The organism is Actinoallomurus vinaceus (genome assembly GCF_039542055.1).
Taxonomy (GTDB): domain Bacteria; phylum Actinomycetota; class Actinomycetes; order Streptosporangiales; family Streptosporangiaceae; genus Actinoallomurus; species Actinoallomurus vinaceus.
Map to the genome: position 1 here is coordinate 443,293 of NZ_BAABHK010000003.1, position 23,215 is coordinate 466,507.

At 72.5% G+C, this 23,215-nt stretch carries 21 protein-coding genes; 4 read left to right on the plus strand and 17 right to left on the minus strand.

Annotated elements, in window-relative coordinates; all coding sequences use genetic code 11:
* Nucleotides 1-130: 130 nt before the first annotated feature.
* Both ABEA24_RS13065 and ABEA24_RS13070 read right to left on the minus strand, forming a co-directional pair.
* Nucleotides 131-760, minus strand: a complete 630-nt coding sequence (locus tag ABEA24_RS13065; RefSeq protein ID WP_345431022.1) for an MBL fold metallo-hydrolase — start codon at nt 758-760, stop codon at nt 131-133.
* Nucleotides 757-1,842: an S-(hydroxymethyl)mycothiol dehydrogenase gene (locus ABEA24_RS13070; protein ID WP_345431023.1), complete on the minus strand. Its 1,086-nt coding sequence runs from the start codon at nt 1,840-1,842 to the stop codon at nt 757-759. Before ABEA24_RS13070 ends, ABEA24_RS13065 begins: the two co-directional genes overlap by 4 nt.
* Nucleotides 1,843-2,146: 304 nt before the next feature.
* Between ABEA24_RS13070 and ABEA24_RS13075 the strand changes: the two genes are divergently transcribed.
* Nucleotides 2,147-2,563 carry an STAS domain-containing protein gene (locus ABEA24_RS13075; RefSeq protein ID WP_345431024.1) on the plus strand — a complete coding sequence of 139 codons (417 nt, stop codon included), beginning with the start codon at nt 2,147-2,149 and terminating at the stop codon, nt 2,561-2,563.
* An 84-nt stretch (nt 2,564-2,647) separates the two neighbouring features.
* On the opposite strand, the gene der is transcribed toward ABEA24_RS13075, so the two are convergent.
* Nucleotides 2,648-4,024: a ribosome biogenesis GTPase Der gene (gene der, locus ABEA24_RS13080; protein WP_425551176.1), complete on the minus strand. Its 1,377-nt coding sequence runs from the start codon at nt 4,022-4,024 to the stop codon at nt 2,648-2,650.
* The gene (gene cmk, locus ABEA24_RS13085; protein ID WP_345431025.1) at nt 4,017-4,748 is read right to left on the minus strand and encodes a (d)CMP kinase; all 732 of its coding nucleotides are present in this window, start codon (nt 4,746-4,748) and stop codon (nt 4,017-4,019) included. The genes der and cmk overlap by 8 nt, the downstream gene beginning before the upstream one ends.
* 139 nt (nt 4,749-4,887) lie before the next feature.
* Between cmk and ABEA24_RS13090 the strand changes: the two genes are divergently transcribed.
* A complete protein-coding gene (locus ABEA24_RS13090) occupies nt 4,888-5,511 on the plus strand; it encodes a GntR family transcriptional regulator (RefSeq protein WP_345431026.1) in 624 nt (207 codons plus the stop codon).
* A gap of 37 nt (nt 5,512-5,548) precedes the next feature.
* Nucleotides 5,549-6,856 carry an MFS transporter gene (locus ABEA24_RS13095; RefSeq protein WP_345431028.1) on the plus strand — a complete coding sequence of 436 codons (1,308 nt, stop codon included), beginning with the start codon at nt 5,549-5,551 and terminating at the stop codon, nt 6,854-6,856.
* A gap of 62 nt (nt 6,857-6,918) precedes the next feature.
* Here ABEA24_RS13095 and ABEA24_RS13100 read toward each other — a convergent pair whose 3' ends face one another.
* From ABEA24_RS13100 to ABEA24_RS13115, 4 genes are all read right to left on the minus strand, one after another.
* Complete coding sequence (locus ABEA24_RS13100) at nt 6,919-7,986, minus strand: prephenate dehydrogenase (RefSeq protein WP_345431435.1); 1,068 nt, start codon at nt 7,984-7,986, stop codon at nt 6,919-6,921.
* Between the two features lie 61 nt (nt 7,987-8,047).
* On the minus strand, nt 8,048-9,049 hold the full coding sequence (locus ABEA24_RS13105) for a substrate-binding domain-containing protein (protein ID WP_345431029.1): 1,002 nt from the start codon (nt 9,047-9,049) through the stop codon (nt 8,048-8,050).
* Between the two features lie 193 nt (nt 9,050-9,242).
* Nucleotides 9,243-10,361 (minus strand): ABC transporter permease, encoded by a 1,119-nt coding sequence (locus ABEA24_RS13110; RefSeq protein ID WP_345431030.1) that lies wholly within the window; start codon nt 10,359-10,361, stop codon nt 9,243-9,245.
* Nucleotides 10,361-11,818, minus strand: coding sequence for a sugar ABC transporter ATP-binding protein (locus tag ABEA24_RS13115; RefSeq protein ID WP_345431031.1), 1,458 nt, complete (start codon nt 11,816-11,818; stop codon nt 10,361-10,363). Before ABEA24_RS13115 ends, ABEA24_RS13110 begins: the two co-directional genes overlap by 1 nt.
* 269 nt (nt 11,819-12,087) lie before the next feature.
* Between ABEA24_RS13115 and ABEA24_RS13120 the strand changes: the two genes are divergently transcribed.
* Nucleotides 12,088-13,041 (plus strand): cyclase family protein, encoded by a 954-nt coding sequence (locus tag ABEA24_RS13120; RefSeq protein WP_345431436.1) that lies wholly within the window; start codon nt 12,088-12,090, stop codon nt 13,039-13,041.
* 24 nt (nt 13,042-13,065) lie between these two features.
* Here ABEA24_RS13120 and ABEA24_RS13125 read toward each other — a convergent pair whose 3' ends face one another.
* From ABEA24_RS13125 to pyrG, 9 genes are all read right to left on the minus strand, one after another.
* Nucleotides 13,066-15,378, minus strand: a complete 2,313-nt coding sequence (locus ABEA24_RS13125) for an ATP-binding protein (protein WP_345431032.1) — start codon at nt 15,376-15,378, stop codon at nt 13,066-13,068.
* Between the two features lie 71 nt (nt 15,379-15,449).
* Nucleotides 15,450-15,818: a chorismate mutase gene (gene aroH, locus ABEA24_RS13130; RefSeq protein ID WP_345431033.1), complete on the minus strand. Its 369-nt coding sequence runs from the start codon at nt 15,816-15,818 to the stop codon at nt 15,450-15,452.
* A gap of 34 nt (nt 15,819-15,852) precedes the next feature.
* Complete coding sequence (locus tag ABEA24_RS13135) at nt 15,853-16,590, minus strand: pseudouridine synthase (protein WP_345431034.1); 738 nt, start codon at nt 16,588-16,590, stop codon at nt 15,853-15,855.
* Entirely contained in the window at nt 16,587-17,156 is a 570-nt protein-coding gene (gene scpB, locus ABEA24_RS13140; RefSeq protein WP_345431437.1) for an SMC-Scp complex subunit ScpB, read from the minus strand. Before scpB ends, ABEA24_RS13135 begins: the two co-directional genes overlap by 4 nt.
* Before the next feature lie 337 nt (nt 17,157-17,493).
* Nucleotides 17,494-18,318 carry a segregation and condensation protein A gene (locus ABEA24_RS13145; protein ID WP_345431035.1) on the minus strand — a complete coding sequence of 275 codons (825 nt, stop codon included), beginning with the start codon at nt 18,316-18,318 and terminating at the stop codon, nt 17,494-17,496.
* A 114-nt stretch (nt 18,319-18,432) separates the two neighbouring features.
* Nucleotides 18,433-19,323 (minus strand): ParA family protein, encoded by an 891-nt coding sequence (locus tag ABEA24_RS13150; RefSeq protein WP_345431438.1) that lies wholly within the window; start codon nt 19,321-19,323, stop codon nt 18,433-18,435.
* A 141-nt stretch (nt 19,324-19,464) separates the two neighbouring features.
* Complete coding sequence (gene xerD / locus ABEA24_RS13155) at nt 19,465-20,376, minus strand: site-specific tyrosine recombinase XerD (RefSeq protein ID WP_345431036.1); 912 nt, start codon at nt 20,374-20,376, stop codon at nt 19,465-19,467.
* Between the two features lie 74 nt (nt 20,377-20,450).
* The gene (locus tag ABEA24_RS13160) at nt 20,451-21,083 is read right to left on the minus strand and encodes an NUDIX domain-containing protein (protein WP_345431037.1); all 633 of its coding nucleotides are present in this window, start codon (nt 21,081-21,083) and stop codon (nt 20,451-20,453) included.
* Between the two features lie 94 nt (nt 21,084-21,177).
* A complete protein-coding gene (gene pyrG, locus ABEA24_RS13165; protein ID WP_345431038.1) occupies nt 21,178-22,836 on the minus strand; it encodes a CTP synthase in 1,659 nt (552 codons plus the stop codon).
* Nucleotides 22,837-23,215 lie beyond the last annotated feature (379 nt).

A 23,215-nucleotide genomic window follows, 5' to 3' on the forward strand; every position in this document is an offset into this window, starting at 1 on the left:
GAGGTATCCCATCGCAAAGACCGCTCTGACCTGGGAATATACCGATCATGTAGCAGAGCGGGGGCGGCGGCGTCGTCACCCGGAAGCGACCGCGAGCACGCCGGTCTGATCGATCGGCATCGACGTCGGCTCAGTGGCCGCGGGCGATCCACTCCTCCAGGTGCGGGGACTCGGCGCCGATCGTGGTGTCGTCCCCGTGTCCGGTGTGGACGACGGTCTCCGGCGGCAGGGTCAGCAGGCGGTCGCGGATCGAGTCGATGATCGTGGGGAAGTCGGAGAACGACCGTCCCGTGGCGCCGGGACCGCCCTGGAAGAGGGTGTCGCCGGAGAACAGCGTGCCGAGCGCCGGGGCGTACAGGCAGACGGCGCCGGGGCTGTGGCCCGGCGTGTGGAGCACCGTCAGCTCGGTGCCGGCGATGTGGAGCGTCTGCCCGTCGGTGAGTTCCGCGTCCGGGGCGCGGCCCGGGTGCGTGCGGTCCCAGAGCGGCCGGTCGCCCGGGTGCAGCAGGATCGGTGCCTCCGCACGGGCGGCCAGGGCCGGCGCCGCGTCGATGTGATCGTCGTGGGCGTGGGTGCAGACGATGGCGACCAGACGGCGGTCGCCCACCGCCTCGGCGATCGCGTCGGCGTCGTGCGCCGCGTCGATCACCAGGGCATCGGCGTCGTCGCCGAGGATCCAGACGTTGTTGTCGACGTCCCAGGTGCCGCCGTCGAGGGAGAACGTCCCGGACGTGACGATGCGGTCGACGCGCGCGGTCACAGGGTCACCACCGAACGCAGGACCTCGCCCCGCCCCATGCGCTCGAACGCGCCCTCGACATCGTCGAGCGGGATCGTCTCGGAGACGAAGGCGTCCAGGTCGAGCCGGCCCTGGAGGTACAGGTCGATCAGCATCGGGAAGTCCCGCGACGGCAGGCAGTCGCCATACCAGGAGGACTTCAGCGCGCCGCCGCGCCCGAAGACGTCCAGCAGCGGCAGCTCGAGGCGCATGTCCGGGGTGGGGACGCCGACGAGGACGACCGTGCCGGCGAGGTCGCGCGCGTAGAAGGCCTGCTCGTACGTCTCGGGGCGGCCGACGGCGTCGATCACGACGTCCGCGCCGAATCCGCCGGTCAGGTCGCGGATGGCGGTGACGGCGTCGTCGCGGGAGGAGTTGACCGTGTGGGTGGCGCCCAGTTTCTTCGCCTGCTCGAGCTTCCGGTCGTCGACGTCCACGGCGATGATCTTCGCGGCACCGGCCAGCCGGGCTCCGGCGACGGCCGCGTTGCCGACGCCGCCGCAGCCGATCACGGCCACCGAGTCGCCGCGGCCGACCCCGCCCGTGTTGATCGCGGCGCCGAGGCCCGCCATCACCCCGCAGCCGAGCAGCCCCGCGGCGGCCGGTGAGGCGGCCGGGTCGACCTTGGTGCACTGGCCCGCCGCCACCAGGGTCTTGTCGGCGAACGCGCCGATGCCCAGGGCGGGCGACAGCTCGGTCCCATCCGTGAGCGTCATCTTCTGCGCGGCGTTGTGCGTGGCGAAGCAGTACCAGGGGCGGCCGCGCAGGCAGGCGCGGCACCGGCCGCAGACCGCCCGCCAGTTGAGGATCACGAAGTCACCCGGGGCGACGTCGGTGACGCCGTCGCCGACCGACTCCACGACGCCCGCCGCCTCATGGCCGAGCAGGAAGGGGAACTCGTCGTTGATGCCGCCCTCGCGGTAGTGCAGGTCGGTGTGGCAGACCCCGCAGGCCTGCACCTTCACGACCGCCTCGCCGGGGCCGGGATCCGGGACGACGATCGTCGTCGTCTCCACCGGCGCGCCTTTGGCCCGGGCGATGACTCCGCGTACTTCCTGCGCCATGCGTGACGTCCTTCCGATGTCGGGCCGTGCCGCGGCCGGCCGGCTCGAGGCTGCCCGCCGATCGTATGCATGTCCATCCCGGCCACGGCCGGCGGCTTCCACCAGTTGAAAGTCAAGCAGACCAGAAGGATGCGGGTCCGCGCACGGCACATCGGACGAAAGGCGTGGGCCAGGGACTTTTTAGGATTCTCCCGGCGCTATAGGGGTACAGCTCCGATTGCGACACAGCGTTCATGACTACTGGTCAACCAGTCGGTCACGCGATCGCCCCCCGATCCCGGCCAGCCGTGAGGTGAAATCTGCGATGCGACATCTGTCCACCGTCGATCTGAAGGTGGAGGACAGCTCCGGCGTCACCATCGTGCATTTCCCGGAAGAGGTCGACGTGGTCAACGCGCCGGCGATCCGCGAGCGGGTGCTGCGCCTGCTGAACAGCGGGATCTCGGAGATGATCCTCGACCTGACCGGCACCCGCTTCCTCGACTCGGCCGGCCTCCACACCATCGTGCGGGCCCATGGCCGCAGCACCGCCCTGTCCGTTCCCCTGTCCGTGGCGATCCCGGAGGAGGGGACGGTACGCCGGGTCTTCGACCTCACGGCGATGGCCCGGCTCGTTCCGACCACCATCGGCCTGCCGGACTCCCGGCGCACCGCAGCGGCACCGCCGCTGTCCTGCTCGGCCGCCGGCACCCGAAGACGCGGCCGGAAACCGCGGCGGTGATCCGTCCGCACCGCGTCCGGCGACGTCGGGATCGTCTCCGTTTCCGCCCGCCCGCGAAAGGGCGATGATCCCGACGTCGGCGGATCACTTGCGCTGGCGCTTCTCCCTGATCTTCATGCCGATGTCGATCGGGGTGCCCTCGAAGCCGAAGTCCTCGCGGAGCCGGCGCTCGACGAAGCGGCGGTATCCGGCCTCCAGGAAACCCGACGTGAACAGGACGAACTTCGGCGGCTGCACGCCCGCCTGGGTGGCGAAGAGGATCTTCGGCTGCTTGCCGCCCCGAACCGGGTGCGGCCGGGCCGCGACCAGGTCGCTCATGAAGGTGTTGAGCCGGGCCGTCGGCACCCGCTCCCCCCAGCCGTCCAGGGCCGTCTCGATGGCCGGGACGAGCTTCTCGACGTGCCGTCCCGTACGGGCCGAGATGTTGACGCGCGGGGCCCAGCGGGCGTGGTGGAGCTGCCGGTCGATCTCCCGGTCGAGGTAGTGGCGGCGCTCCTCGTCCACGAGGTCCCACTTGTTGAACGCGAGGACGAGCGCGCGGCCGGACTCGATCACCATGGAGATGATCCGCAGGTCCTGCTCGGCGAGAGGCTCGCTGGCGTCCACGAGCACGACCGCGACCTCGGACCGCTCCAGGGCCGAGCGGGTGCGCAGCGTCGCGTAGAAGTCGGCGCCCTGGTTCTCGCGGACCCGCCGGCGGATGCCGGCGGTGTCGATGAACCGCCAGGTCTGCCCGCCCAGCTCGATCAGCTCGTCGACCGGGTCGCGAGTGGTGCCGGCGACCGCGTCGACGACCACGCGGTTCTCTCCCGCCAGCTTGTTGAGCAGGCTGGACTTGCCGACGTTGGGCCGGCCGAGCAGCGCGATCCGGCGCGGGCCGCCCGCAGCGCCGAACGTCTCCGGCGGCGCCTCCGCGGGCAGAGCCTCCAGGACGGCGTCCAGGAGGTCGCCGCTGCCCCGCCCGTGCAGGGCCGAGACGGACAGCGGCTCGCCGAGGCCGAGCGACCACAGCGTGGCCGCGTCCGCCTCGGTCCGGTTGTCGTCGACCTTGTTGGCGGCCAGCACGACCGGCTTCTTGGCGCGCCGCAGGACGTCGGCGACGGCCTCGTCGGTGTCGGTCGAGCCGACGGTGGCGTCCACCACGAACAGCACGACGTCGGCGGCATCGACGGCGAGCCGCGCCTGGTCGGCGACGGCGGCCGCGAGGCCCTCGGCGTTCGGCTCCCAGCCGCCGGTGTCGACGACGGTGAAACGCCGTCCGCTCCAGGTGGCGTCGTAGGCGACCCGGTCCCGGGTCACGCCGGGGACGTCCTCGACGACCGCTTCGCGGCGGCCGAGAATTCGGTTGACCAGCGTGGACTTGCCGACGTTCGGCCGCCCGACGACGGCCACGACCGGCGGCGGCGCGACGTCGTGCTCGACCGCGACGTCGATCGCCTCGGCATGCTGGAATTCACTCACTGGTCTCGCTCCTCGTGGGCGGCTCGCCGGCCCGGGAGCGCGCCTGTCGTGCCGAATCGCCGTCGGCGTCGGCGGTGTGCTTGCGCGCGATGCGCAGGACCTCCTCGATGACCTCGTCGAGGCCGAGGCTGGTCGTGTCGAGCTCGATCGCGTCGGCCGCCTGCGCGAGCGGGTCGACCTTGCGCGTGGAGTCGAGGCGGTCACGGCGGGCCAGGTCGGCCTGGGTCGCGGCGATCGTGGCGCCGGAGAGCTCGGCGTTGCGGCGCTGCGCCCGTGCCTCGGCGCTCGCGGTGAGGTAGATCTTGACCTGGGCGTCCGGCGCGACGGCGGTGCCGATGTCGCGGCCCTCGACGACGATGCCGCCCGTCCCGATGATCTCACGCTGCAGGGCGACCAGGCGCTCGCGGACGGCCGGGACCGCGGCGACGGCGCTCACCGCGCCGGTGACCTCCGACCCGCGGATCGGGCCGGACACGTCGACGTCGTCGACGGTGATCGTCGGTGCGGCCGGGTCGGTGCCGGAGACCAGCACGGGCTCGCCCGCCCGAGCGGCGATCCCGGCCTGGTCGTCGAGTGGTACGCCCTCGCGCAGCATCCACCAGGTCATGGCGCGGTACATCGCGCCCGTGTCGAGGTAGCGCAGCCCGAGGGCGCGCGCAACGCCTTTGGAGACGCTGGACTTACCCGACCCGGATGGACCGTCCATGGCGATGACGAGCGTCACGTTCGCTTCCTTATCTGCGTACCGACCGGCCAACGAATGAGGCTACCGGTCCCGGGGTCCCGCTATGGCCGTCCCGCTGGAGCGGCGGTCCACCCCTCGGGGGAGATCGCATACGTCTTGTATGTAACATAGATACAAGATGACCTCAGCAACCTCCCGGGCGTACGACCACGTCAAGCAGGCCATCCTCGACCGCGCCTACCCGGGCGGCGCGCTGCTCAGCGAGGGTGAGATCGCCACTGCCGTCGGGGTGTCCCGTACCCCCGTCCGCGAGGCCCTCCTCCGGCTGGAGGCCGAGGGGCTGGTGCGCCTCTATCCCAAGCGGGGCGCGCTGGTGCTGCCGGTCTCCCCCAAGGAGATCTCCGACGTACTGGAGACGCGGGAGCTCGTGGAGACGTTCGCCGCCGGGAAGGCGTCGCTCGACCCGGCGCTGATCGCCGAGCTCACGGGGTTCCTCGAGGCGATGCGAGAGCACGCCGCGGCCGGGAACGCCCGGGAGTTCGCCCGCGCCGACCGCTGCTTCCACCGGGCGATCGTCGCGGCGGCGGGCAACGAGATCATCATCCAGCTGTACGACGCCCTGCGCGACCGCCAGTTGCGCATGGCCCGGCTCACCGCGGACGACCCGGACCGTACGGCGTCCGCGATCCACGAACACGGCGAGATCCTCGAGGCCGTACGGTCCGGCGACCGCCGGCGGATCCGCGGCGCGATCCACCGTCACCTGCAGACCGCGGTGACGGCCCTGCGCGGCCACACGTGACCGCGCGCCACCATCGACACCCCCAGGAAGGCCCCCGTTGAATCCCGCGGTTCTCACCGCTGCCCCCCGTACGATCACCTCCGCGCCGGAGACCACCGGACATCCACTCGGCGGACGCCGAGCCTGGAGCGTCTGGGCCGTCGCCGCGGCGGTCTACCTCACGGCCTTCTTCCACCGGACCAGCCTGGGCGTCGCCTCGCTCGCCGCCCAGCAGCGCTTCGGCGTCGACGCGACCGCCCTGTCGACGTTCGCGATCCTGCAGCTCGGCGTCTACATGGCCATGCAGATCCCGGGCGGGATCATGGCCGACCGGTTCGGGCCCCGGCGGATGCTCGGCATCGCCCTCCTCATCATGGCGCTCGGCGAGGCGCTGTTCGCGTTCGCGACGACGATGCCGCTGGCGATCCTCGGCCGGGCGCTGGTGGGGCTCGGTGACGCCCTCACCTTCATCAACGTGATCCGCCTGATCGCCTCATGGTTCCCCCGCCGGAGGTTCGCGCTGCTCATCGCGCTGACCGCGATGACGGGGGCGCTGGGGCAGATCGCCGGCACCGCGCCGCTGTCCGCCGCGCTGCGGGCGTTCGGCTGGACGCCGACCTTCCTCGGAGTCGGGCTGGCGAGCGGCCTGCTGTCGATCGTCGTGTGGTGGTGGGTGCGCGACCACCCGGGCGGCCCCATGGAACGTTCCACCGTCCGCACCTCCGTCCGGGCCGACGTCCGGGCCGTGTTCGCCGCGCGCGGCACCCGCGCCGGGCTGTGGACGCACTTCGCCACCATGTCGTCCTTCATGGTGCTCGCCACGCTGTGGGGCTACCCGTACCTGGTCGAAGGGCTCGGGATGGCGCCCGGGACGGCCCGGCTCGTCCTGACGCTCGGCGCGGCGACGCCCATGGTCGCGGCACCCGTGATCGGCTGGCTCGGCGGCCGCCGCCCCGACCTGCGCGGCCGGCTGATCATCGGCGCCACCGCCGTCCTCGCCCTCGCCTGGCTCACCGCGATCACCTGGCCCGGCGGCCACCTGCCCGGACCACTGGCAGCGGGACTCGTGCTGATCAGCGCCGTCGGCAGCGCCGCGTCCATGCTCGCCTTCGACTTCGCCCGTGACGCCAACCCCCCGCACCGCGGCGGCATCGCCACGGGAATCGTCAACGTCGGAGGGTTCTCGGCCGCCATGACCGGCTCGCTCAGCGCCGGCGTGCTCCTCGACGCCACCGGCGGTCACTACGACGCCGGCGCCTTCCAGGTCGCCTTCCTCCCGATCACCGCCATCGTCGTCATCGGCGCCGTACGGGTCGCGCTGCTGCTGCGCCGCCGGCCCGCCGACGGCGGGCTGAGGCGTGTCTGACAGATCCCGTTCGTAGCGAGCGGCGCGCAGCCGGACAGCGGATCTGTCAGACGCGCCCCAGGTCAGCCGGGGACGGACCAGCCCCGGGCGCGCAGCTCTTCGGCCAGCCGCTGCGCCGCCGATGGATCGACGCTGAGCTCGACCACACCGACCGCCCGGCCGGGCGAGTGCTCGATCGTGACGTCCTCGATGTTGACCCCGGCGACGCCCGCCGCCTGGAACAGCAGCGCGAGCTCGCCGGGCCGGTCGGGGATGACCACGGACACGACTGTGTAGGCCCCCGGCCGACCGCCGTGCTTGCCGGGCAGCCGGCGGCGGCCCGTGCCGCCGCGCTCCAGCAGATCGGAGACGCCCGGTCCGGCGCCCTCGCGCAGCGCGGCGGCCACGGCGGTCAGATCGGCGGCGACCTCGTCGACCACCTCGGCCACCGGCAGGGCGTTCGAGCCGAGGATGCCGATCCACAGCTCCGGGTCGCCGGCCGCGATGCGCGTGACGTCGCGCACCCCCTGGCCGGCGAGGCCCAGCGCGACCTTCGGGGCCTGCTCCAGCCGGGCGGCGACGGCGGCGGCGACGACGTGCGGCGCGTGGGAGACCAGCGCGACGGCCTGGTCGTGCTCCGCGGCGTCCACGACGACGGTCTGGGCCCCGCACTCGCGGGCCAGGGCGGTCACGGTCTCGAGCGCGCCGGCGTCGGTGTCGGCCGTCGGGCACAGCGCCCAGGGCCGGCCGAGGAACAGGTCGGCCCGGGCGGCGGCGGGTCCGGAGCGCTCACTGCCGGCGAGCGGATGCCCGGCGACGAAACAGGTCAGGTCACAGCCCAGCTCGGCGGCCTCCCGAAGAGGCCGGGCCTTCACGCTCGCGACGTCGGTGTAGACGCGGGCCAGGCCGCGCTTCTGCGCGTCCAGCAGGGTCGCCGCGACCGCCGCCGGCGGCACCGCCAGCACCGCCACGTCGGCCGGCTCGTCCCCGGCGCGCATCGGCGTGCCCGCGCCGATCTCGGCCGCCAAGCGCACGGACGCCGGGTCGCGGTCCGCGAGCGACACCTCGACGCCGCGCTCGCGCAGCGCGAGGGCCACGGACGTGCCGATCAGTCCGGTGCCGATGACGACGATCCGCCGAAGTGCGCCGATGGGTCTCACCTCCCGATGGGTGTACCAGCGTATCGATCGGGCGGCCGGGGCCGTACGCCGGTCACACGCCCCAGATGCGCCGGTACGCCTCCTGGTAGCCCTTCGGGTTCCAGGAGGTGGTGGCGTCGATGTTGTCGACGGTGGTCAGGTGTACCGGCGCGACGTAGCCGCTCGGCGGCCGGCCGGCGAACGCGCGGTTGAACTCGTCGATGATCTGGGTGCCCTGCTGGTCGAGAGGTTCCGGCACGGTCGCCGACTGGAAGTGCCGGTTCCGGATCCGCGCGAACGCCGAGGGATCGCCGTCGCCCGCGCCGATCGAGTACGGCGCGCCGTCGCCCCTCCTGCCTCCCGCCTGCAGGGCCGGCGCCGCCTCGGCGAAATAGAGGTCGTTGATCGCGACGGAATGGGTCCAGCGGTCGCCGAAGCGGACCAGGAGAGAGGCCACCTCCTGCGGCGTACGGGTGGTCGCGTCCGGGATCGGGATGTTCTCGTAGGCGAGTACGGTCGCGTCGGCGCAGGCCTCCACCCGCTGCCTGATCAGCTGGGACTTCCGCTCCGCGAACGGGATCGAGGAGTCGGTGAAGATCACGACGCCGGCCCGGCCGTTCGACCTGGCGATGACCCAGTCGGCGCTGATGTGGGCGACGTCCTCGACCCGGGTCGTGACGTTGGTGAAGAGCCGGGGCGTGGAGCTCGGGCCCGGCGCGGCGACCGCGTGCCAGCCGATGAGCGGGATGCGCGCCGCGTTGGCCCGGCCGACCTCCTGGGCCGCGGAGGCGGGGTCGAAACCGGCGATCACGATCCCGGACGGCGCAAGGGCGATCGCCTCCCCGAACGCCGCCTTGATGCCCGCGGGACCGCCCTGCCCGTCGAGGACCCGGACGTCCCAGCCGATCGAACGCCCGGCCCCCTGGACGCCCCGGGCGACCCCGGCCACGCCCGGGTTGGTCATGGACTCGGCGACCACGACGACGCGCTTGCCGGGGACCGCCCGGGGGCCGGTGGTCGGACCGGTCCACACCGCCCCCGCCTCCTCGGCGCGCGCGACGGCCTGTCGCGCCACCTGGAGCACCTGGGGGCACCCACCCGCCGATGGGCCACCGGGCCCTGGGCCGGCCGGTCTCCGCCCGCATCCGGAGCCGAACAGGACGAGCAGGATGAGCGCGACCATCACCGTCAGCGCGCGCCTGGGGGATGTCCGGTGGATCTTCGTCCGGCTGCTACGAACAAGATCCACCGGACACCCCCTGACCCGCTCAGGCACGCGGTTCACGTGCGCTCCCCTCCCCGGACGGCGGCGCGGGCGACGCCGTCCCGTCCGGCGTCGCGCTCGGGGCGGCTTCGCCCCGTTCTCCGGCGGGACGCGCCGGTGCCGCGCGGGGGCGTACGTGCGCGCGCTCCCGGCGCCGCGCGGAGTAGCCGGCCAGCCCCACCGCGATCAGGAGGGTCACGCCGTTGAACAGCGGCGTCACCCAGAACTCCGCGCCGAACTGGCCGATCCCCGCCAGGCCGATCGCCAGGACGGCGACGGCCACCAGCGTGCCGAGGGCGTTGGGCCGGCCGAGCCTGATCGCGGTGGAGCCCAGCAGGGCGGCCACGAAGGCGGGCACCAGGTAGTCGAGCCCGATGCTCGGATCACCGATCTCCTGCTGGGCGGCGAGCAGGACGCCGGCGCCGGCGCTGATCACCCCGGACGCGGCGAAGGCGTAGACGATGTACCGGCGGGTCGGGATGCCGACGAGTTCGGCCGCCCGCGGGTTGTCCCCGATGACGTACAGGTACCGGCCGAGGGGAAGGTGCTCCAGGACCAGCCAGAGCACGGCGGCGAGCAGCAGCACGTAGAAGGTCGGCACGGGCACGCCGAGGAACGTCGTCTCGTACAGGCCGGTGAACGCCGGGGGCAGGCCGCTCGGGCCGGGCAGGATCCGGCCTCCGTGGGTCGTCCACCCGCTGATGGCATACATGATGCTGCCGGTGCCGAGGGTGGCGATGAACGAGTCGATCTGCGCGAACTCGACGAGGAGCCCGTTGATCGCCCCGATGAGGGTGCCCCCGGCGAGCGCGGCCACGCACGCCGCCTGCCACGGCCAGCCGTCGACGATCATGAGCTGGAGGATGAGCACGTGCCACAGCCCCAGGCCGTAGCCGATGGACAGGTCGAACCGTCCGGCGACGATGGGGATCGTCGCGCCCAGGGCGAGCACCGCGGGGATCGCGTGGCTGGACAGCAGCGAGGTGATCGTGGCCATCGTCGGGAAGGTCTCCGGCAGGGCCACCGCGAACACGGCGAACAGCACGACGCCCAGGGCGAGCAGTCCGTAGCTGCCGATCCGCTGCGCGGCGGACCGGCGGCCGGAAGAGCGCGGCGAGGCCATCAACGCCCTGCCCTCCCGGAGAGGGGCCCCGCGGACGCGGCGCGGACGACGGTGGCGGCCGTGAGGGCCTCTCCGGACAGCTCGGCGCTCACCACGCCGCGCGTGAACACCAGGACCCGGTCGCACAGGCGTACGACCTCGTCGACGTCGCTCGAGACGAGGAGGACGGCCAGGCCCTGGGCCAGGGCGTCGTCCAGCAGCCGGTAGATCTCCGCGCGGGCGGCCACGTCGACGCCGGCGGTCGGCTCCTCGAGCACCAGGACGCGCCGGCGCACCCCGAGCCACCGCCCGATCAGGGTCTTCTGCTGGTTGCCGCCCGACAGGGCCGCGAAGGGCGCCTCGGGGTCCGGCGGGCGTACGCCGAACCGCGCCAGCAGGCGGCTCGCGCCCGTGAGCTCCCGGCCGGTCCCGATCAGGGCCACCGGGGACAGCCCCCGGACGCGCGGGTTGGCCAGGAGGTTCTCCCCGACGCTCAGGCGGGGAGCCGCCCCGACTCTGTCGCTGGTCGCCAGGCCGATGCCCGCAGTGACGGCGGCGAACGCCGACCTGATCGCGACGGCCCGGCCGCCGAGGAGGACGTCCCCGCTCAGGATCGGGCACACGCCGGCCGCCGCGCGGCCGACATCGATGTGGCCGGCGCCCGTCAGACCCACCAGGCCGAGCACCTCCCCGGCACGCAGCTCGAGGCTCACCGGCCCGGCCCGCCCGGTGCGTACGCCCGCGAGCGCCAGCACGACCTCACCGGTCCGGGAGGCGCGACGGCGATGACTCCCGGGGTCGCGTCCCACGACGTCGCACACCAGGCCGTCGACGCCGTCGGGGACCGGCCCGTACCGGACGAGGTGCCCGTCGCGGAGGACCGCGACGGTGTCGGCCACCTCGGCGACCTCATCGAGCCGGTGGGTGACGTACATGACCCCGCGCCCCTGGTCGCGCAGCGTCCGCAGCACCGCGAAGAGGCGGGTGCAGTCGGTCGCCGGCAGGCTCGCCGTCGGCTCGTCGAGGATCACGGCCTGGGCGTCGGTCGCCAGCGCGCGGGCGATGGCGACGAGGGACCGCTCGGTGCGGGTGAGGCCGGTGACGGGACGGTCGGGGTCGAGGTCGGCGGCGACGGCCCGCAGGGCCGCGACGGAGCGATCACGGGTCCGGCGCCAGGAGATGAGCCCGCGGCGGAGCGCGTATCCGGTGCCCAGGGCGATGTTCTCGGCGACGGTCATCCACCCGACGAGGCCGAGGTCCTGGTGGATGAAGGACATCGCGCGGGAGGCGGCCTCGGTGCCGAGAGGGTGACCCGCCACGGTGATCCGGCCCTCGTCGGCCTGGTGGACGCCGGCCAGGATCTTGATCAGCGTGGACTTGCCGGCCCCGTTCTCGCCGAGCAGCGCGAGGACGCTGCCGCGGCGGAGGTCGAGGTCGACCCCGGCCAGCGCGACAGTGCCTCCGAACCTCTTACGCAACCCGCGGATCCGGAGTAGGGGGTCCGCGGCTGCCTCAGCCGTCGGACCCGTGAAAGGATCGACTGGAGTGTCGTACACCGACTTCTCCGCGGAACTCCCGTCCCGGCGGGCCCCCGCTCGCGCTCGCCCAGTTGTCTTTCATCGTACAAAGGCACTGGTCAAGCGCTCGCCATCGGTCGCGGCAGGGCGAGCCACGCGCCGTAAAGTGGCGGAAGGAAGGAGGGCGGCGGTCGCCGGTCGCCGGGCCGGGTCCGCGCGCCGTGACGCTCATGGGCGACGGCTCGGGGGCGGACGCGCCGCCGGACAACGGACCTGCGGTCTCGCGCGCCGAATTCGATCGTCTCTTCGCGGCGGTGCGCGCCTGGGACCGGTGGCCGGACCCGGAGCGGGGCGCGTGGAACCTCGTCGGCCCGCGTCACGTGCTGGCCGCGGCCGCGCTCGTACGCTCGGGCGTCGTCGTCCCGCTGGCCCGGCCGTGGAGCACGGCTCCCGCGCCGGACAACCACCGGCCCGCGCTGCACCACATGACCGAGCTCGGTGACGTCGAGGCGCCCGAGCCCACCGGTCACAAGGACTTCATCGCCATCGACTACCACGGTAAGGCGGTCAGCCACCTCGACGCGCTCGCGCACATCGCCTACCAGGGGCGGCTCTTCGGCGGGCCGACGGCGCGCGAGATGATCGACGCGACCGGGGCACGGTACGGATCGGTCGACCGGCTCGGCCCGCTCGTCACCCGCGGAGTGCTGCTCGACCTGCCCGTGGTCCGCGGCGTCGACTGGCTCGAACCCGGGCAGGCCGTCCACGCCGGGGACGTCCTCGCCGCCGAAGCGGCGCTCGGCCTGCGGATCGGTGAAGGAGACGCCGTGCTGCTGCGTTCGGGTCACCTGCGACGCCGCGCGACCCTCGGGCCCTGGGACCCGTCCGCGGCCAGCGCCGGGTTCCACGTCGACGCCGTGCCCCTGCTGGCCGAGCGGGGCATCGCGCTCCTCGGCGGAGACGGCGACAGCGACGTACGGCCTTCTCCGGTGGCCGGCGTGCACTCCCCCGTCCACGCCCTCGCCATCGCGGCGATGGGCGTGCCGCTCCTGGACAATCTCGACCTGGAGCGGCTGTCCGGCGCGTGCGGCGCGGCCGGGCGATACGAGTTCCTGCTCGTCGTCTCCCCGCTGAACGTGCCCGGCGCGACCGGCTCCCCCCTCACCCCCGTCGCCGTGCTGTGAGCGGGCGCGCTCCATCAGGCGCGTTCAGTCCTCGGAGTGGCCGGAGGGCGTCCAGGCGGCGGCGATCTGGGACCGCGACGTGAAGCCCAGTTTGCGCAGGATGTGCTCGACGTGGCCCTCCGCGGTCCGCTGAGAGATCACCAGGGCGGCCGCGATCTCCTTGTTGCTCCGGCCCTCCGCGACGAGGTCGGCGATCTCGCGTTCACGGCGGGTGAGGACGGCCGCGATACCGCGTTCGGGCTGCGGGGCCTCCAGATCGGCCTCGCGTTCGGCGAGCGCGAGGGCGACGGCGCCGTCGACGTCGAGCTGCACCCCGCGGTCGTACGCCGTTGCGAACTCCCGGTCACCGATGGTGGCTCGCAGGCGGGCCTCGTACCGGCCGTGCGGATCCGCCAGGTGCCCGAGCCCGGACAGCGACGTCCCGATCGACCCCCAGACCGCCTGGGCGGCGCCCAGGAGCTCGGCGGCACGCCGGTGCTCCTCCGCGTCGGCGACGAGCCAGGCGAGCACCTCGATGCACTGGGCCATCCCCAGGTGATCACCGAAGGGCACCTTGATGCGGATCGCGTCGCGGACCATGTCCGTCCCCGCCCGTGTGTCGCCCTTGCTCCAGCGTTCCAGGCCCGTGACCCAGATCGCGAACGACATCGACCACCGGGCGTTCTCCCGCTCGCACATGCCGCGGCATTCGGCGCAGAGCTCGGCGGCCCGCGCATCGTGGTCCAGGACCGAGGCCATGGCCAGTTGGAACAGCGTGGTCCAGTACCGACCGCGGTGCCCGATGGTGCGGTGGTACGACAGCGCCTTCTCCAGCAGGGTGGCGGCTTCGGTGAAGTCCCCGGCGAGCAGCGCGGCGAACCCGCTGATCTGGACGGCCCCGGCGAGCTGTTCGACGTCGCCGAGCCCCTCGGCGAGCCCCCGGCACTCCTCCAGCAGCGGCCCCGCGACCTTCGGCTCACCGCGCAGCAGCATGAGCCAGGCGTCCACCCACAGCGCCTTGGCCCGCGCCGACGTCGGGCTCCGGTCGAGCGCCAGCGCCTGGTCCAGCCAGTGGTGGCCGTCCCGCAGCGAGGCCCACGAGAGCCGGTGGCTCCACATCGACGCGGCGATCTCCAGCGCGCAGTGCGACGTGCCGACCTGCGTGAGGCAGAATTCCAGCGCCGCCACGACGTTGGACTGCTCGCACCGCAGCATGGCGGCCAGCTCCATCTGGCCGGGCCCGAACCACTCGGCCTCCGCCCGCGCGGCGATGTCCCGGCACCACGTGCAGTGCCGTCCCAGCAGCGCCATCTCCTGACCGGACTCGGCGAGGCGCTCCCGCCCGTACTCGCGGAGCGTCTCCAGCATCTCGTAGCGAGGCCCGTCGCCCTTCGAGGTGGACCGTAGCAGGATGGACTTGTCCACCAGCCCCGTCACCACGTCGATGACCTCATCGGGGGCGATCTCGTCGCCGGCGCACACGTATTCGATCGCCTCGAGGGAGCAGCCGCCGGAGAAGACCGACAGCCCCCGCCACAGCGCGCGTTCCTCGGGCGAGCAGAGGTCGTGGCTCCAGTCGATCAACGCGCGGAGGGTCTGCTGGCGCGGCAGCGCGACCGGACTGCGGCCGACGAGGAGCCGGAAGCGGTCGTCCAGCCGCTCGAGGATCTGCTGCACCGACAGGGCCCGCAGGCGTACCGCTGCCAGCTCGACGGCCAGCGGGATGCCCTCCAGCCGCCGGCACAGCCGCGTGACCGCGAGGGCGTTGTCGGCGCCGATCGTGAACCCCGGGACGACGGCGGACGCCCGCTCGGCGAACAGGCTGACCGATTCGAAGCGCGCCAGTTCGTCCACCGAGGCGACGTCGTCGGTGCCCGGTACGGACAGGGGCGGCACCTCCAGGACGCGCTCGCCCTCGATGTGGAGCACCTGCCGGCTGGTGGCCAGGATCCGCAGCCCGGGCGCGATGCCCAGGAGCTTCCCGGACAGGGCCGCGCAGTCGGCCGCCAGGTGCTCGCAGTTGTCCAGCAGGAGCAGCAGCCGCCGGTCCGCCAGGTAGTCGCCCAGCCCCGACAGCCCGGCCTCGCCCTGCAGCCCGAGAACCCCGGCCACGACGCGTGGCAGCGGCTCGCCCGGCACCACGGGCGCCAGGTCGATCAGCCAGACGCCGTCGGGGAACTCGCGGTGCGTCTCGGCGGCCACGCGCCCCGCCAGGCGGGTCTTGCCCACGCCCCCGGGGCCGGTGAACGTCACCATCCGGCCGGTGGACAGCAGGCGCTTCGCCTCGGCAAGCTCACGCCGTCGGCCGACAAAGCTCGTCACCTCGGCCGGCAGATTTCCCGCATACCTCTGTGCCATCGCTACCGCCATGACACCTTCGAGAGGGTTTGGCCTGGTCGTCGACCAGTCTACTCAGCCGAACCGGCCCCTTACTGGGCGATGTCCAGCCGGAGTGCCACCGCCCCGCGCAGATACACGTGCTGGATCTCCGACCGCGGCCGGTCGGTCTCGATGTGGGCCATCAGCCGGACCACGCGCGGCAGCGCGTGCGGAACGTCGATCTCACTCGCGCACAGCAGCGGAACCTCGTTGAAACCGAGCTTCCGGGCGGCCAGCGCCGGGAACTCCGCGGTCAGGTCCGGCGTCGCCGTGAAGATGACGCTGATCACGTCGTCGGTCGTGAGGGCGTTGCGGCCCATCACCTCGGCGACCAGCTCGGCCGTCGCCTCGAGGATCTGATCCCGGTCGTTCTCGTCGACCTGGGTCGCACCGCGTACCGCTCGTACTGATCGTCCCATGAAACCTCTCCGAATCCGTGCGGGGCCCGGCGTTCTAGAGCTCCACGGCGGCGTACAGCTCGCCGATCTCCTTGGTGGTCAGCGCACGGATCGTCCCGGACTTAAGCCGCCCGAGCTTGACCGGGCCGAACTCGATGCGCGCCAGCTGCTGGACCGGGTAGCCGACCTCCGCGAGCAGACGCCGGACGATGTGCTTGCGGCCCTCGTGGAGGGTCACCTCGACGAGAACCCGCTTGCCGACCTGGTCGAAGATCCGGAACGCGTCGGCCTTGGCGAACCCGTCCGCCAGCTTGACGCCCTTCTTGAGCCGGCGGCCGAGGTCGCGGTCGATCGGCCCGTGGACCTCGGCGAGGTAGGTCTTGCTGACGCCGTAGCTCGGGTGCATCAGCCGGTTGGCCAGCTCTCCGTCGTTGGTCAGCAGGATCAGGCCCTCGGTCTCCGTGTCGAGCCGCCCGACGTGGAACAGGCGCTCGGGAACGTCGCCGACGTAGTCGATGAGGGTCTTACGCCCCCTCGGGTCCGACATGGTGCTGACGACGCCCCTGGGCTTGTTCAGGGCGTAGTAGCGAAGCTCGGTACGGGTCGGGATGCGCTTGCCGTCGACGTGGATCACGGCGGTCTGCGGATCGACGCGGGCGCCGAACCACGTCACCTTCTCGCCGTCCACGGTGACCCGGCCGGCGGCGATCAGGTCCTCACAGGCGCGCCGACTCGCGATACCCGCCTCCGCGAGCACCTTCTGCAGTCGTACGCCCTCATTCGTCTGGTTCACTGCTGGAGTTCCTCTATGCCTTCCAGGTCGTCAGGTAGGTAGGGGGCGAGATCGGGCAGCTCGTCCAAGTCGTTCAGGCCGAGCCGCTCGAGGAAGTAGCCGGTCGTACGGTAGAGCACCGCCTGGTGCTCCGGGTCGTGGCCCGCCTCCTCGATCAGGCCCCGCAGCGTCAGCGTGCGGATCACACCGTCGCTGTTGACGCCCCGGATGGCCGAGACCCGCGCCCGGCTCACCGGCTGCCGGTAGGCGACCACGGCGAGCGTCTCCAGAGCAGCCTGAGTCAGCCTCGCCTGCTGGCCGTCCCGGACGAAGCGTTCGACGAGCGGCGCACAGGTGTCCCGCGTGTAGAAGCGCCACCCACCGGCGATCTCTCTTAGGTCGAACCCCCGGCCCTGGGCGGTGTATTCCGCGGCGAGCTCACGAAGCGTCGCGGCGATCTCGTGGCGGGGCCGCTCGAGGATCTGGGCGAGCGTCACCTCCGGCACCGGCTCGTCGACGACCAGCAGGATCGCCTCCAGCCCCGCCCGCAGCGACGGCTCGCCCTCCTGCGGCCCCTCGGACGCCACGGACGTCCCCGGGTCTTCGCCGGACGGACCGCCGGCCTCCCGGCCGCCCGCGTACGGAGCCGTCTCCAGGCCGCTCGCGGAGGCCCCCGCCTCCGATCCGTTCAGGGACACGCCCGTCTCAGGACCGCTCTCAGGCGCATCCGCCTCCGGGCCGCTCACGGAGGCATTAGCCTTCGAGCCGCTCGAGGACACGTCCGTCTCAGGATCGCTCTCGGACGCATTCGTCTCCGGGCCGCTCTCGGGCGGGGCGGGTGGGGCGGGGCGTACGTCGTGGGACTCCAGGGGCGTCTCGCCGACGCGCGGGGCGGGGATCTGCTCGGGGTCGGGGAATGGCGTGTCAGTCATCGTCGGACTCCGTCGGTCGGCCGGTGTAGTCGTCGCCGACCTTGATCTCGCCCTCGCCGGTCGCCGTCCAGGTGACGTGCAGCTCGCCGAGGGGCTCGTCCTGTTCGAAGGAGACGGCCTTCTCACGGTAGAGCTCCAGGAGGGCCAGGAAGCGGGCGACGACCTCGAAGGTGCCCGCGCAGTCGGCGGTCAGGACCTGGAAGGTGGCGCGCTCCAGCTCACGCAGGCGGGCCACGAGGATGTCCGCCTGCTCCCGCACGCTGGCCTGCGGGGCGTACATGTGCTCGATCGAGACGGTGGGCGGCCGCTTCGGCGCGAGCGCCCGGGCGGCCAAGGCGGCGAACTTGTCCGGCCCCAGGCCGAGCAGCACCTCCGGCAGGAGGTTGGCGAACTGCGGCTCCATGGGGACCGTACGCGGGAACCGGCGCGACTCGTCGGCGATCCGGCCGGCGAACAGCGCCGCGACCTCCTTGTAGGCGCGGTACTGCAGGAGCCGCGCGAACAGCAGGTCGCGGGCTTCCAGCAGCGCCAGGTCCTCTTCGTCCTCGACCTCTCCGGAGGGGATCAGCCGGGCGGCCTTGAGGTCCAGGAGCGTGGCGGCCACCAGGAGGAAGTGACTCGCCTGGTCCAGGTCCCAGTCGCTGCCGTGGGACCGGATGTGGGCGATGAACTCGTCGGTGACCTTGTGCAGGGACACCTCGGTGATGTCGAGCTTGTGCTTGGAGATCAGCCCGAGCAACAGGTCGAACGGCCCCTCGAAGTTGTCGAGATGGACCCGGAACCCGCCCTCCTGCTCCTCTTCCGCCTGCTCGCCCACCTCGTCAACGGTAGTCGAGGTCACGGACTCCCCTGCGACGCCGTGTCGGCGCGTACGGCCTGGGGCAGGTCACCGCGGCGGCGCGGGCCGGGCGGCCGGCCGCGCGCGGGAGGATCACTCGGCGAGCTGCCACCTCTGCAGCACCTCCTTGGCCAGCTCCCGGTAGGCGTTCGCGCCCATGGACGACGGGTCGAACCGGGTGATGGGCTCGCCGACGACCGTCGCGTCCGGAAAGCGGACCGTGCGGTTGATGACCGTGTGGAAGACCTGCTCGCCGAATGCCTCCACGATCCGGCCGAGCACCTCGCGGGTGTGCAGGGTCCGTGAGTCGTACATGGTGGCCAGGAACCCGTCGATGGTCAGCTCGGGATTGAGCCGGCCCTTGACCTTCTCGATCGTCTCCATGAGCAGCGCGACGCCGCGCATGGCGAAGTACTCGCACTCCAACGGCACCAGGACGCCCTGGCTGGCGGTGAGCGCGTTGACGGTCAGCAGGCCCAGCGACGGCTGACAGTCGATCATGATGTAGTCGTAGTCGGCGACGACCGGCTTGAGCAGCCCGCCGAGGATGTACTCGCGGCCGACCTCGTGGACGAGCTGGACCTCCGCGCCGGACAGGTCGATGTTGCTGGGCAGCAGGTCCATGCCCTCGACGCTGGTCGGCAGGATGGCCTCTTCGGTCTCCACGCCCTGCTCCATGAGCAGGTTGTAGATCGTCAGGTCGAGCTGGCGCGGGTCGCCCTTGCCCAGGCCGACCGACAGCGCCCCCTGCGGGTCGAAGTCGACGAGCAGCACCCGGCGGCCCTGCTCCGCGAGCGAGGCGCCGAGGTTGATCGTGGTCGTCGTCTTGCCGACGCCGCCCTTCTGGTTACAGACCGAGACGATGCGGGCCGGCCCGTGCTCGGCCAACGGCACCGGGTCCGGGAACGACGGAATCGGACGCAGCGTGGGCCCGAGTGGCGCTGCGTCACGCGGATCGGTCGCGATGGCGGTCGAGAGCGCCATTTCCGAACGTGCTCTCTCCTGCTCGCTGGGCTCAGTCACCAGCTCCTCGAACCTCCCCGGCGGCTGCGGATTGCCGTAGATGGGGACTCTAGGGCCTGTCAAGTGGGGCGGGCAAGGCGACGCACCGCGCGAGCATCCTAATCACCCCAGCGCACGCGGATGTGCCGATGCGTAGACCTCGCGCAGCCGGTCGACGGTGACCAGGGTGTACACCTGGGTCGTCGTGACCGACGCGTGGCCCAGCAACTCCTGCACCACCCTAACGTCCGCGCCCCCGTCGAGCAGGTGTGTCGCGAAAGAATGCCGCAACGTGTGCGGAGAGACGTCCTCGAGCCCGGCGCGCGCCGCCGCCGACCGCAGGGTCGACCAGGCGCTCTGCCGCGACAGGCGACCGCCGCGGGCGTTCAGGAACAGCGCCGGGCCGCCCTGGCCGCGGACGTTCAGCGCCGGGCGGGCCCGGACGAGGTAGGCCTCCAGGGCCTCGCGGGCGTACCGGCCGACCGGCACGACCCGGTCCTTGCCGCCCTTGCCGCGCAGCAGCACGACCGCGTCGTCCAGCTCGACGTCGTCGACGGCCAGGCCGACGGCCTCGGAGATGCGCGCCCCGGTGCCGTACAGCAGCTCCAGCAGGGCGCGGTCGCGCATCCCGCGCGGGGTGTCCGCGGGCCCGGCGACGGCCAGCAGCCGCTCGACCTCCCCGATGCCGATGGCCTTGGGCAGCCGGCGCGGCGGCACGGGCGGTTTGACGTCCCGGGCCGGGTCGGCCGCCGACATGCCCTCCCGGACCGCGAACCGGTGCAGGCCGCGCACGGCGACGACCGCGCGGGCCGCGGACCCGGCCGCCAGCGGGGGGTGCGCGTCGTCGCCCTCCCGCAGCGCCGCCAGGAAGGACACGACGTCGTCCTCACCGACCTGACCGATCGCCGTACGGCCGCGCACGGTCAGCGCGTCGACGTAACGGCGCAGGTCACGCCGGTACGAGCTCAACGTGTTGGCGGCCAGGCCGCGCTCGACCGCGAGATGGTCGAGGTAGGCCCGGACCTGCGCCTGCAACGATCGTCCGACCTCTTCACCGGCGGCGGATATCAGCGCGGCACCTCATCCCGACGAGTCGTGGCGGACGGGGGTCACCACTCGGGGGCGTCGGGTGCGCGCAGGTCGCGAAAGCCCGTGGCCCGGGCGGCGTAGACCGACAAGATACCCATGACGGCAAGGGGATTGTGGACCGCGCCGCGTTGTACGGCCGCGACAGCGTCGTCGAGCGGCAGCCACGCGATCGGCATATCGGCCTCTTCGTGGATGCGCTCGAAGTCGTCCTCGTCCGCGGAGATCTCGCTGAGCCCCCGGGCGAGGAAGATCCGCGTCCGCTCGTTCGTCATGCCGGGCGACGTGCAGGCGTCCAGCAGGGTGTGCCACTCGCGGGCCCGGTAGCCGGCCTCCTCGGCCAGCTCGCGGGCCGCGGTGCGCCACGGCGGCTCGCCCTTGACGTCGCGCAGCCCGGCCGGCGGCTCCCACAGCAGGTAACCGATGGGGTGGCGGTACTGCCTCAGCAGCAGGACCCGCTCCTCGTCGTCCAGGCAGATCACGCCGACCGACCCCGGATGCACGACGACGTCGCGCCCGACCACCTCGGACTTCCCGCCGTTCGGCATCCGGACGCGGTCGGTGCGCACCTCGATGATGGCGCCCTCGAACCGCTGCTCGCTGCCGACGGTCTCCCAGCGGCAGGGCTCGTCGGCGACGCCGTTCTTGCCGCTCATCGGTGCCCCCCGCTCAGCCGCCAGGGGGCCTTTCCCGCGCCGCTCCGGTCGCCGCGCCCCTCAGGCCGGGCCATGTCGCGCCCTTCCGGCCCGCTCATCGGTCCCCGGCTTCGCCCAGTGCGGCGGCGATGAGTCCGGCGAACAGCGGGTGCGCCCGGGTCGGCCGGGACCGGAACTCCGGGTGCGCCTGGGTGGCGACGTAGAACGGGTGCCGGTCGCGGGGCAGTTCGACGTACTCGACGAGGCGCTCGTCCGGGGACAGGCCGGAGAACACCAGGCCGGCCGCTGCCAGCTCGTCGCGGTAGGCGTTGTTGACCTCGTAGCGGTGCCGGTGGCGCTCCTCGACCTTGGCCGCGCCGTACATCTCGCGGATCAGCGAGCCCTCGGCGAGGTCGGCCGGGTAGAGGCCGAGCCGCATCGTGCCGCCCATGTCGCGCTCGCCCGCGACGACGTCGACCTGGTCGGCCATCGTGGCGATCACCGGGTCGGCGGCCTTCTCGTCGAACTCGGCGCTGTTGGCGCCCTCGATGCCGGCCAGGGACCGGGCCGCCTCGATGACCATGCACTGCAGGCCGAGGCAGATGCCGAGCGTGGGGATGCCGTTCTCGCGGGCGTAGCGGGCGGCCGACACCTTGCCCTCGATGCCACGCACGCCGAACCCGCCGGGGATCAGGACGCCGTCGACGCCGCCGAGCTCCCGGGCCGCGCCCTCCGGCGTCTGGCAGTCGTCGCTCTTGACCCAGCGGATGTTGACCCGGGTGTCGTTGGCGAACCCGCCGTGCCGCAGCGCCTCCGTCACCGACAGGTACGCGTCGGGCAGGTCGATGTACTTGCCGACGAGCGCGATCGTGACCTCGTGGGAGGGGTGGTGGACACGGTGCAGCAGGTCGTCCCACTGCTTCCAGTCGACGTCGCGGAACGGCAGGCCGAGGCGGCGCACGACGTACGCGTCGAGCCCCTCGGTGTGCAGGACCTTGGGAATGTCGTAGATGCTGGGCGCGTCCACCGCCGAGACCACGGCGTCGGCGTCCACGTCGCACATCAGGCTGATCTTGTTCTTCAGCCCCTGGGTGATGGGCCGGTCCGAACGGCACACGATCGCGTCGGGCTGGATGCCGATGCTGCGCAGCGCGGCGACGGAGTGCTGCGTCGGCTTGGTCTTCAGCTCGCCGGACGGGCCGATGTAGGGCAGCAGCGAGACGTGGAGGAAGAAGCAGTTGTCCCGGCCGATCTCGTGCCGGATCTGCCGCACGGCCTCCAGGAACGGCAGCGACTCGATGTCGCCGACCGTGCCGCCGACCTCGGTGATGACCACGTCGACGTCGGGACCGGCCATGCCGCGGATTCGGTCCTTGATCTCGTTGGTGATGTGCGGGATGACCTGGACCGTGTCGCCGAGGTACTCCCCGCGCCGCTCCTTGGCGATCACGTTGGAGTAGACCTGGCCGGTCGTGACGTTGGCCGAACCGTGCAGCTCCGTGTCCAGGAACCGCTCGTAGTGGCCGACGTCGAGGTCGGTCTCGGCCCCGTCGTCGGTGACGAAGACCTCACCGTGCTGGAACGGGTTCATCGTTCCGGGGTCGACGTTGAGGTAGGGGTCGAGCTTCTGCATGGTGACGCGCAGACCCCGCAGGGTCAGCAGCCGCCCGAGGCTGGAGGCCGTGAGCCCCTTGCCGAGGCTCGAGGCGACACCGCCGGTGACGAAGAGATGCTTGGTGGCCCGGGTGGCTCCACCAATGACTGCCGAAGGCAAGAAAGACGCTCCCGTGGTCGTTGTCGCGGCGTTCACCGGCGTGGCGAACGGCCGAATGTCCACGGGCCACCAGAATAACAGGCGACTCTCCTGGTAGCGTCCGGCGATCCGATCAACGGCAGCCGATCGCACGGCTCCCTGCCGTGCCCGGCGATCCGATCGACGGCGTCCGGCACCCCGGTCGGCGACGGCGGCAGGGGGTGGCCGTCGACACGCACGGCGGGCCGATCGACGGCGGCGTCCGACACCCTCGATCCGCGACGGCGTGGCCGCCGTCGCGCACGGGCCGATCGACGGCGTCCGGCATTCCGATTGATGGCGGCGCCCGGCGCCCCGGTCCGCGACGGCGGCAGGCGTCGCCGCCGACGCGCACGGCAGA

Excerpts from the sequence above, each read along its gene's own strand:
- ABEA24_RS13160 (WP_345431037.1), bottom strand. The coding sequence starts at position 21,083 with ATGAGCGGCAAGAACGGCGTCGCCGACGAGCCCTGCCGCTGGGAGACC.
- ABEA24_RS13070 (WP_345431023.1), bottom strand. The coding sequence starts at position 1,842 with ATGGCGCAGGAAGTACGCGGAGTCATCGCCCGGGCCAAAGGCGCGCCG.
- ABEA24_RS13150 (WP_345431438.1), bottom strand. The coding sequence starts at position 19,323 with ATGGCGCTCTCGACCGCCATCGCGACCGATCCGCGTGACGCAGCGCCA.
- aroH (WP_345431033.1), bottom strand. The coding sequence starts at position 15,818 with ATGGGACGATCAGTACGAGCGGTACGCGGTGCGACCCAGGTCGACGAG.
- ABEA24_RS13120 (WP_345431436.1), top strand. The coding sequence starts at position 12,088 with ATGGGCGACGGCTCGGGGGCGGACGCGCCGCCGGACAACGGACCTGCG.
- ABEA24_RS13125 (WP_345431032.1), bottom strand. The coding sequence starts at position 15,378 with ATGGCACAGAGGTATGCGGGAAATCTGCCGGCCGAGGTGACGAGCTTT.
- ABEA24_RS13090 (WP_345431026.1), top strand. The coding sequence starts at position 4,888 with ATGACCTCAGCAACCTCCCGGGCGTACGACCACGTCAAGCAGGCCATC.
- ABEA24_RS13075 (WP_345431024.1), top strand. The coding sequence starts at position 2,147 with ATGCGACATCTGTCCACCGTCGATCTGAAGGTGGAGGACAGCTCCGGC.
- ABEA24_RS13110 (WP_345431030.1), bottom strand. The coding sequence starts at position 10,361 with ATGGCCTCGCCGCGCTCTTCCGGCCGCCGGTCCGCCGCGCAGCGGATC.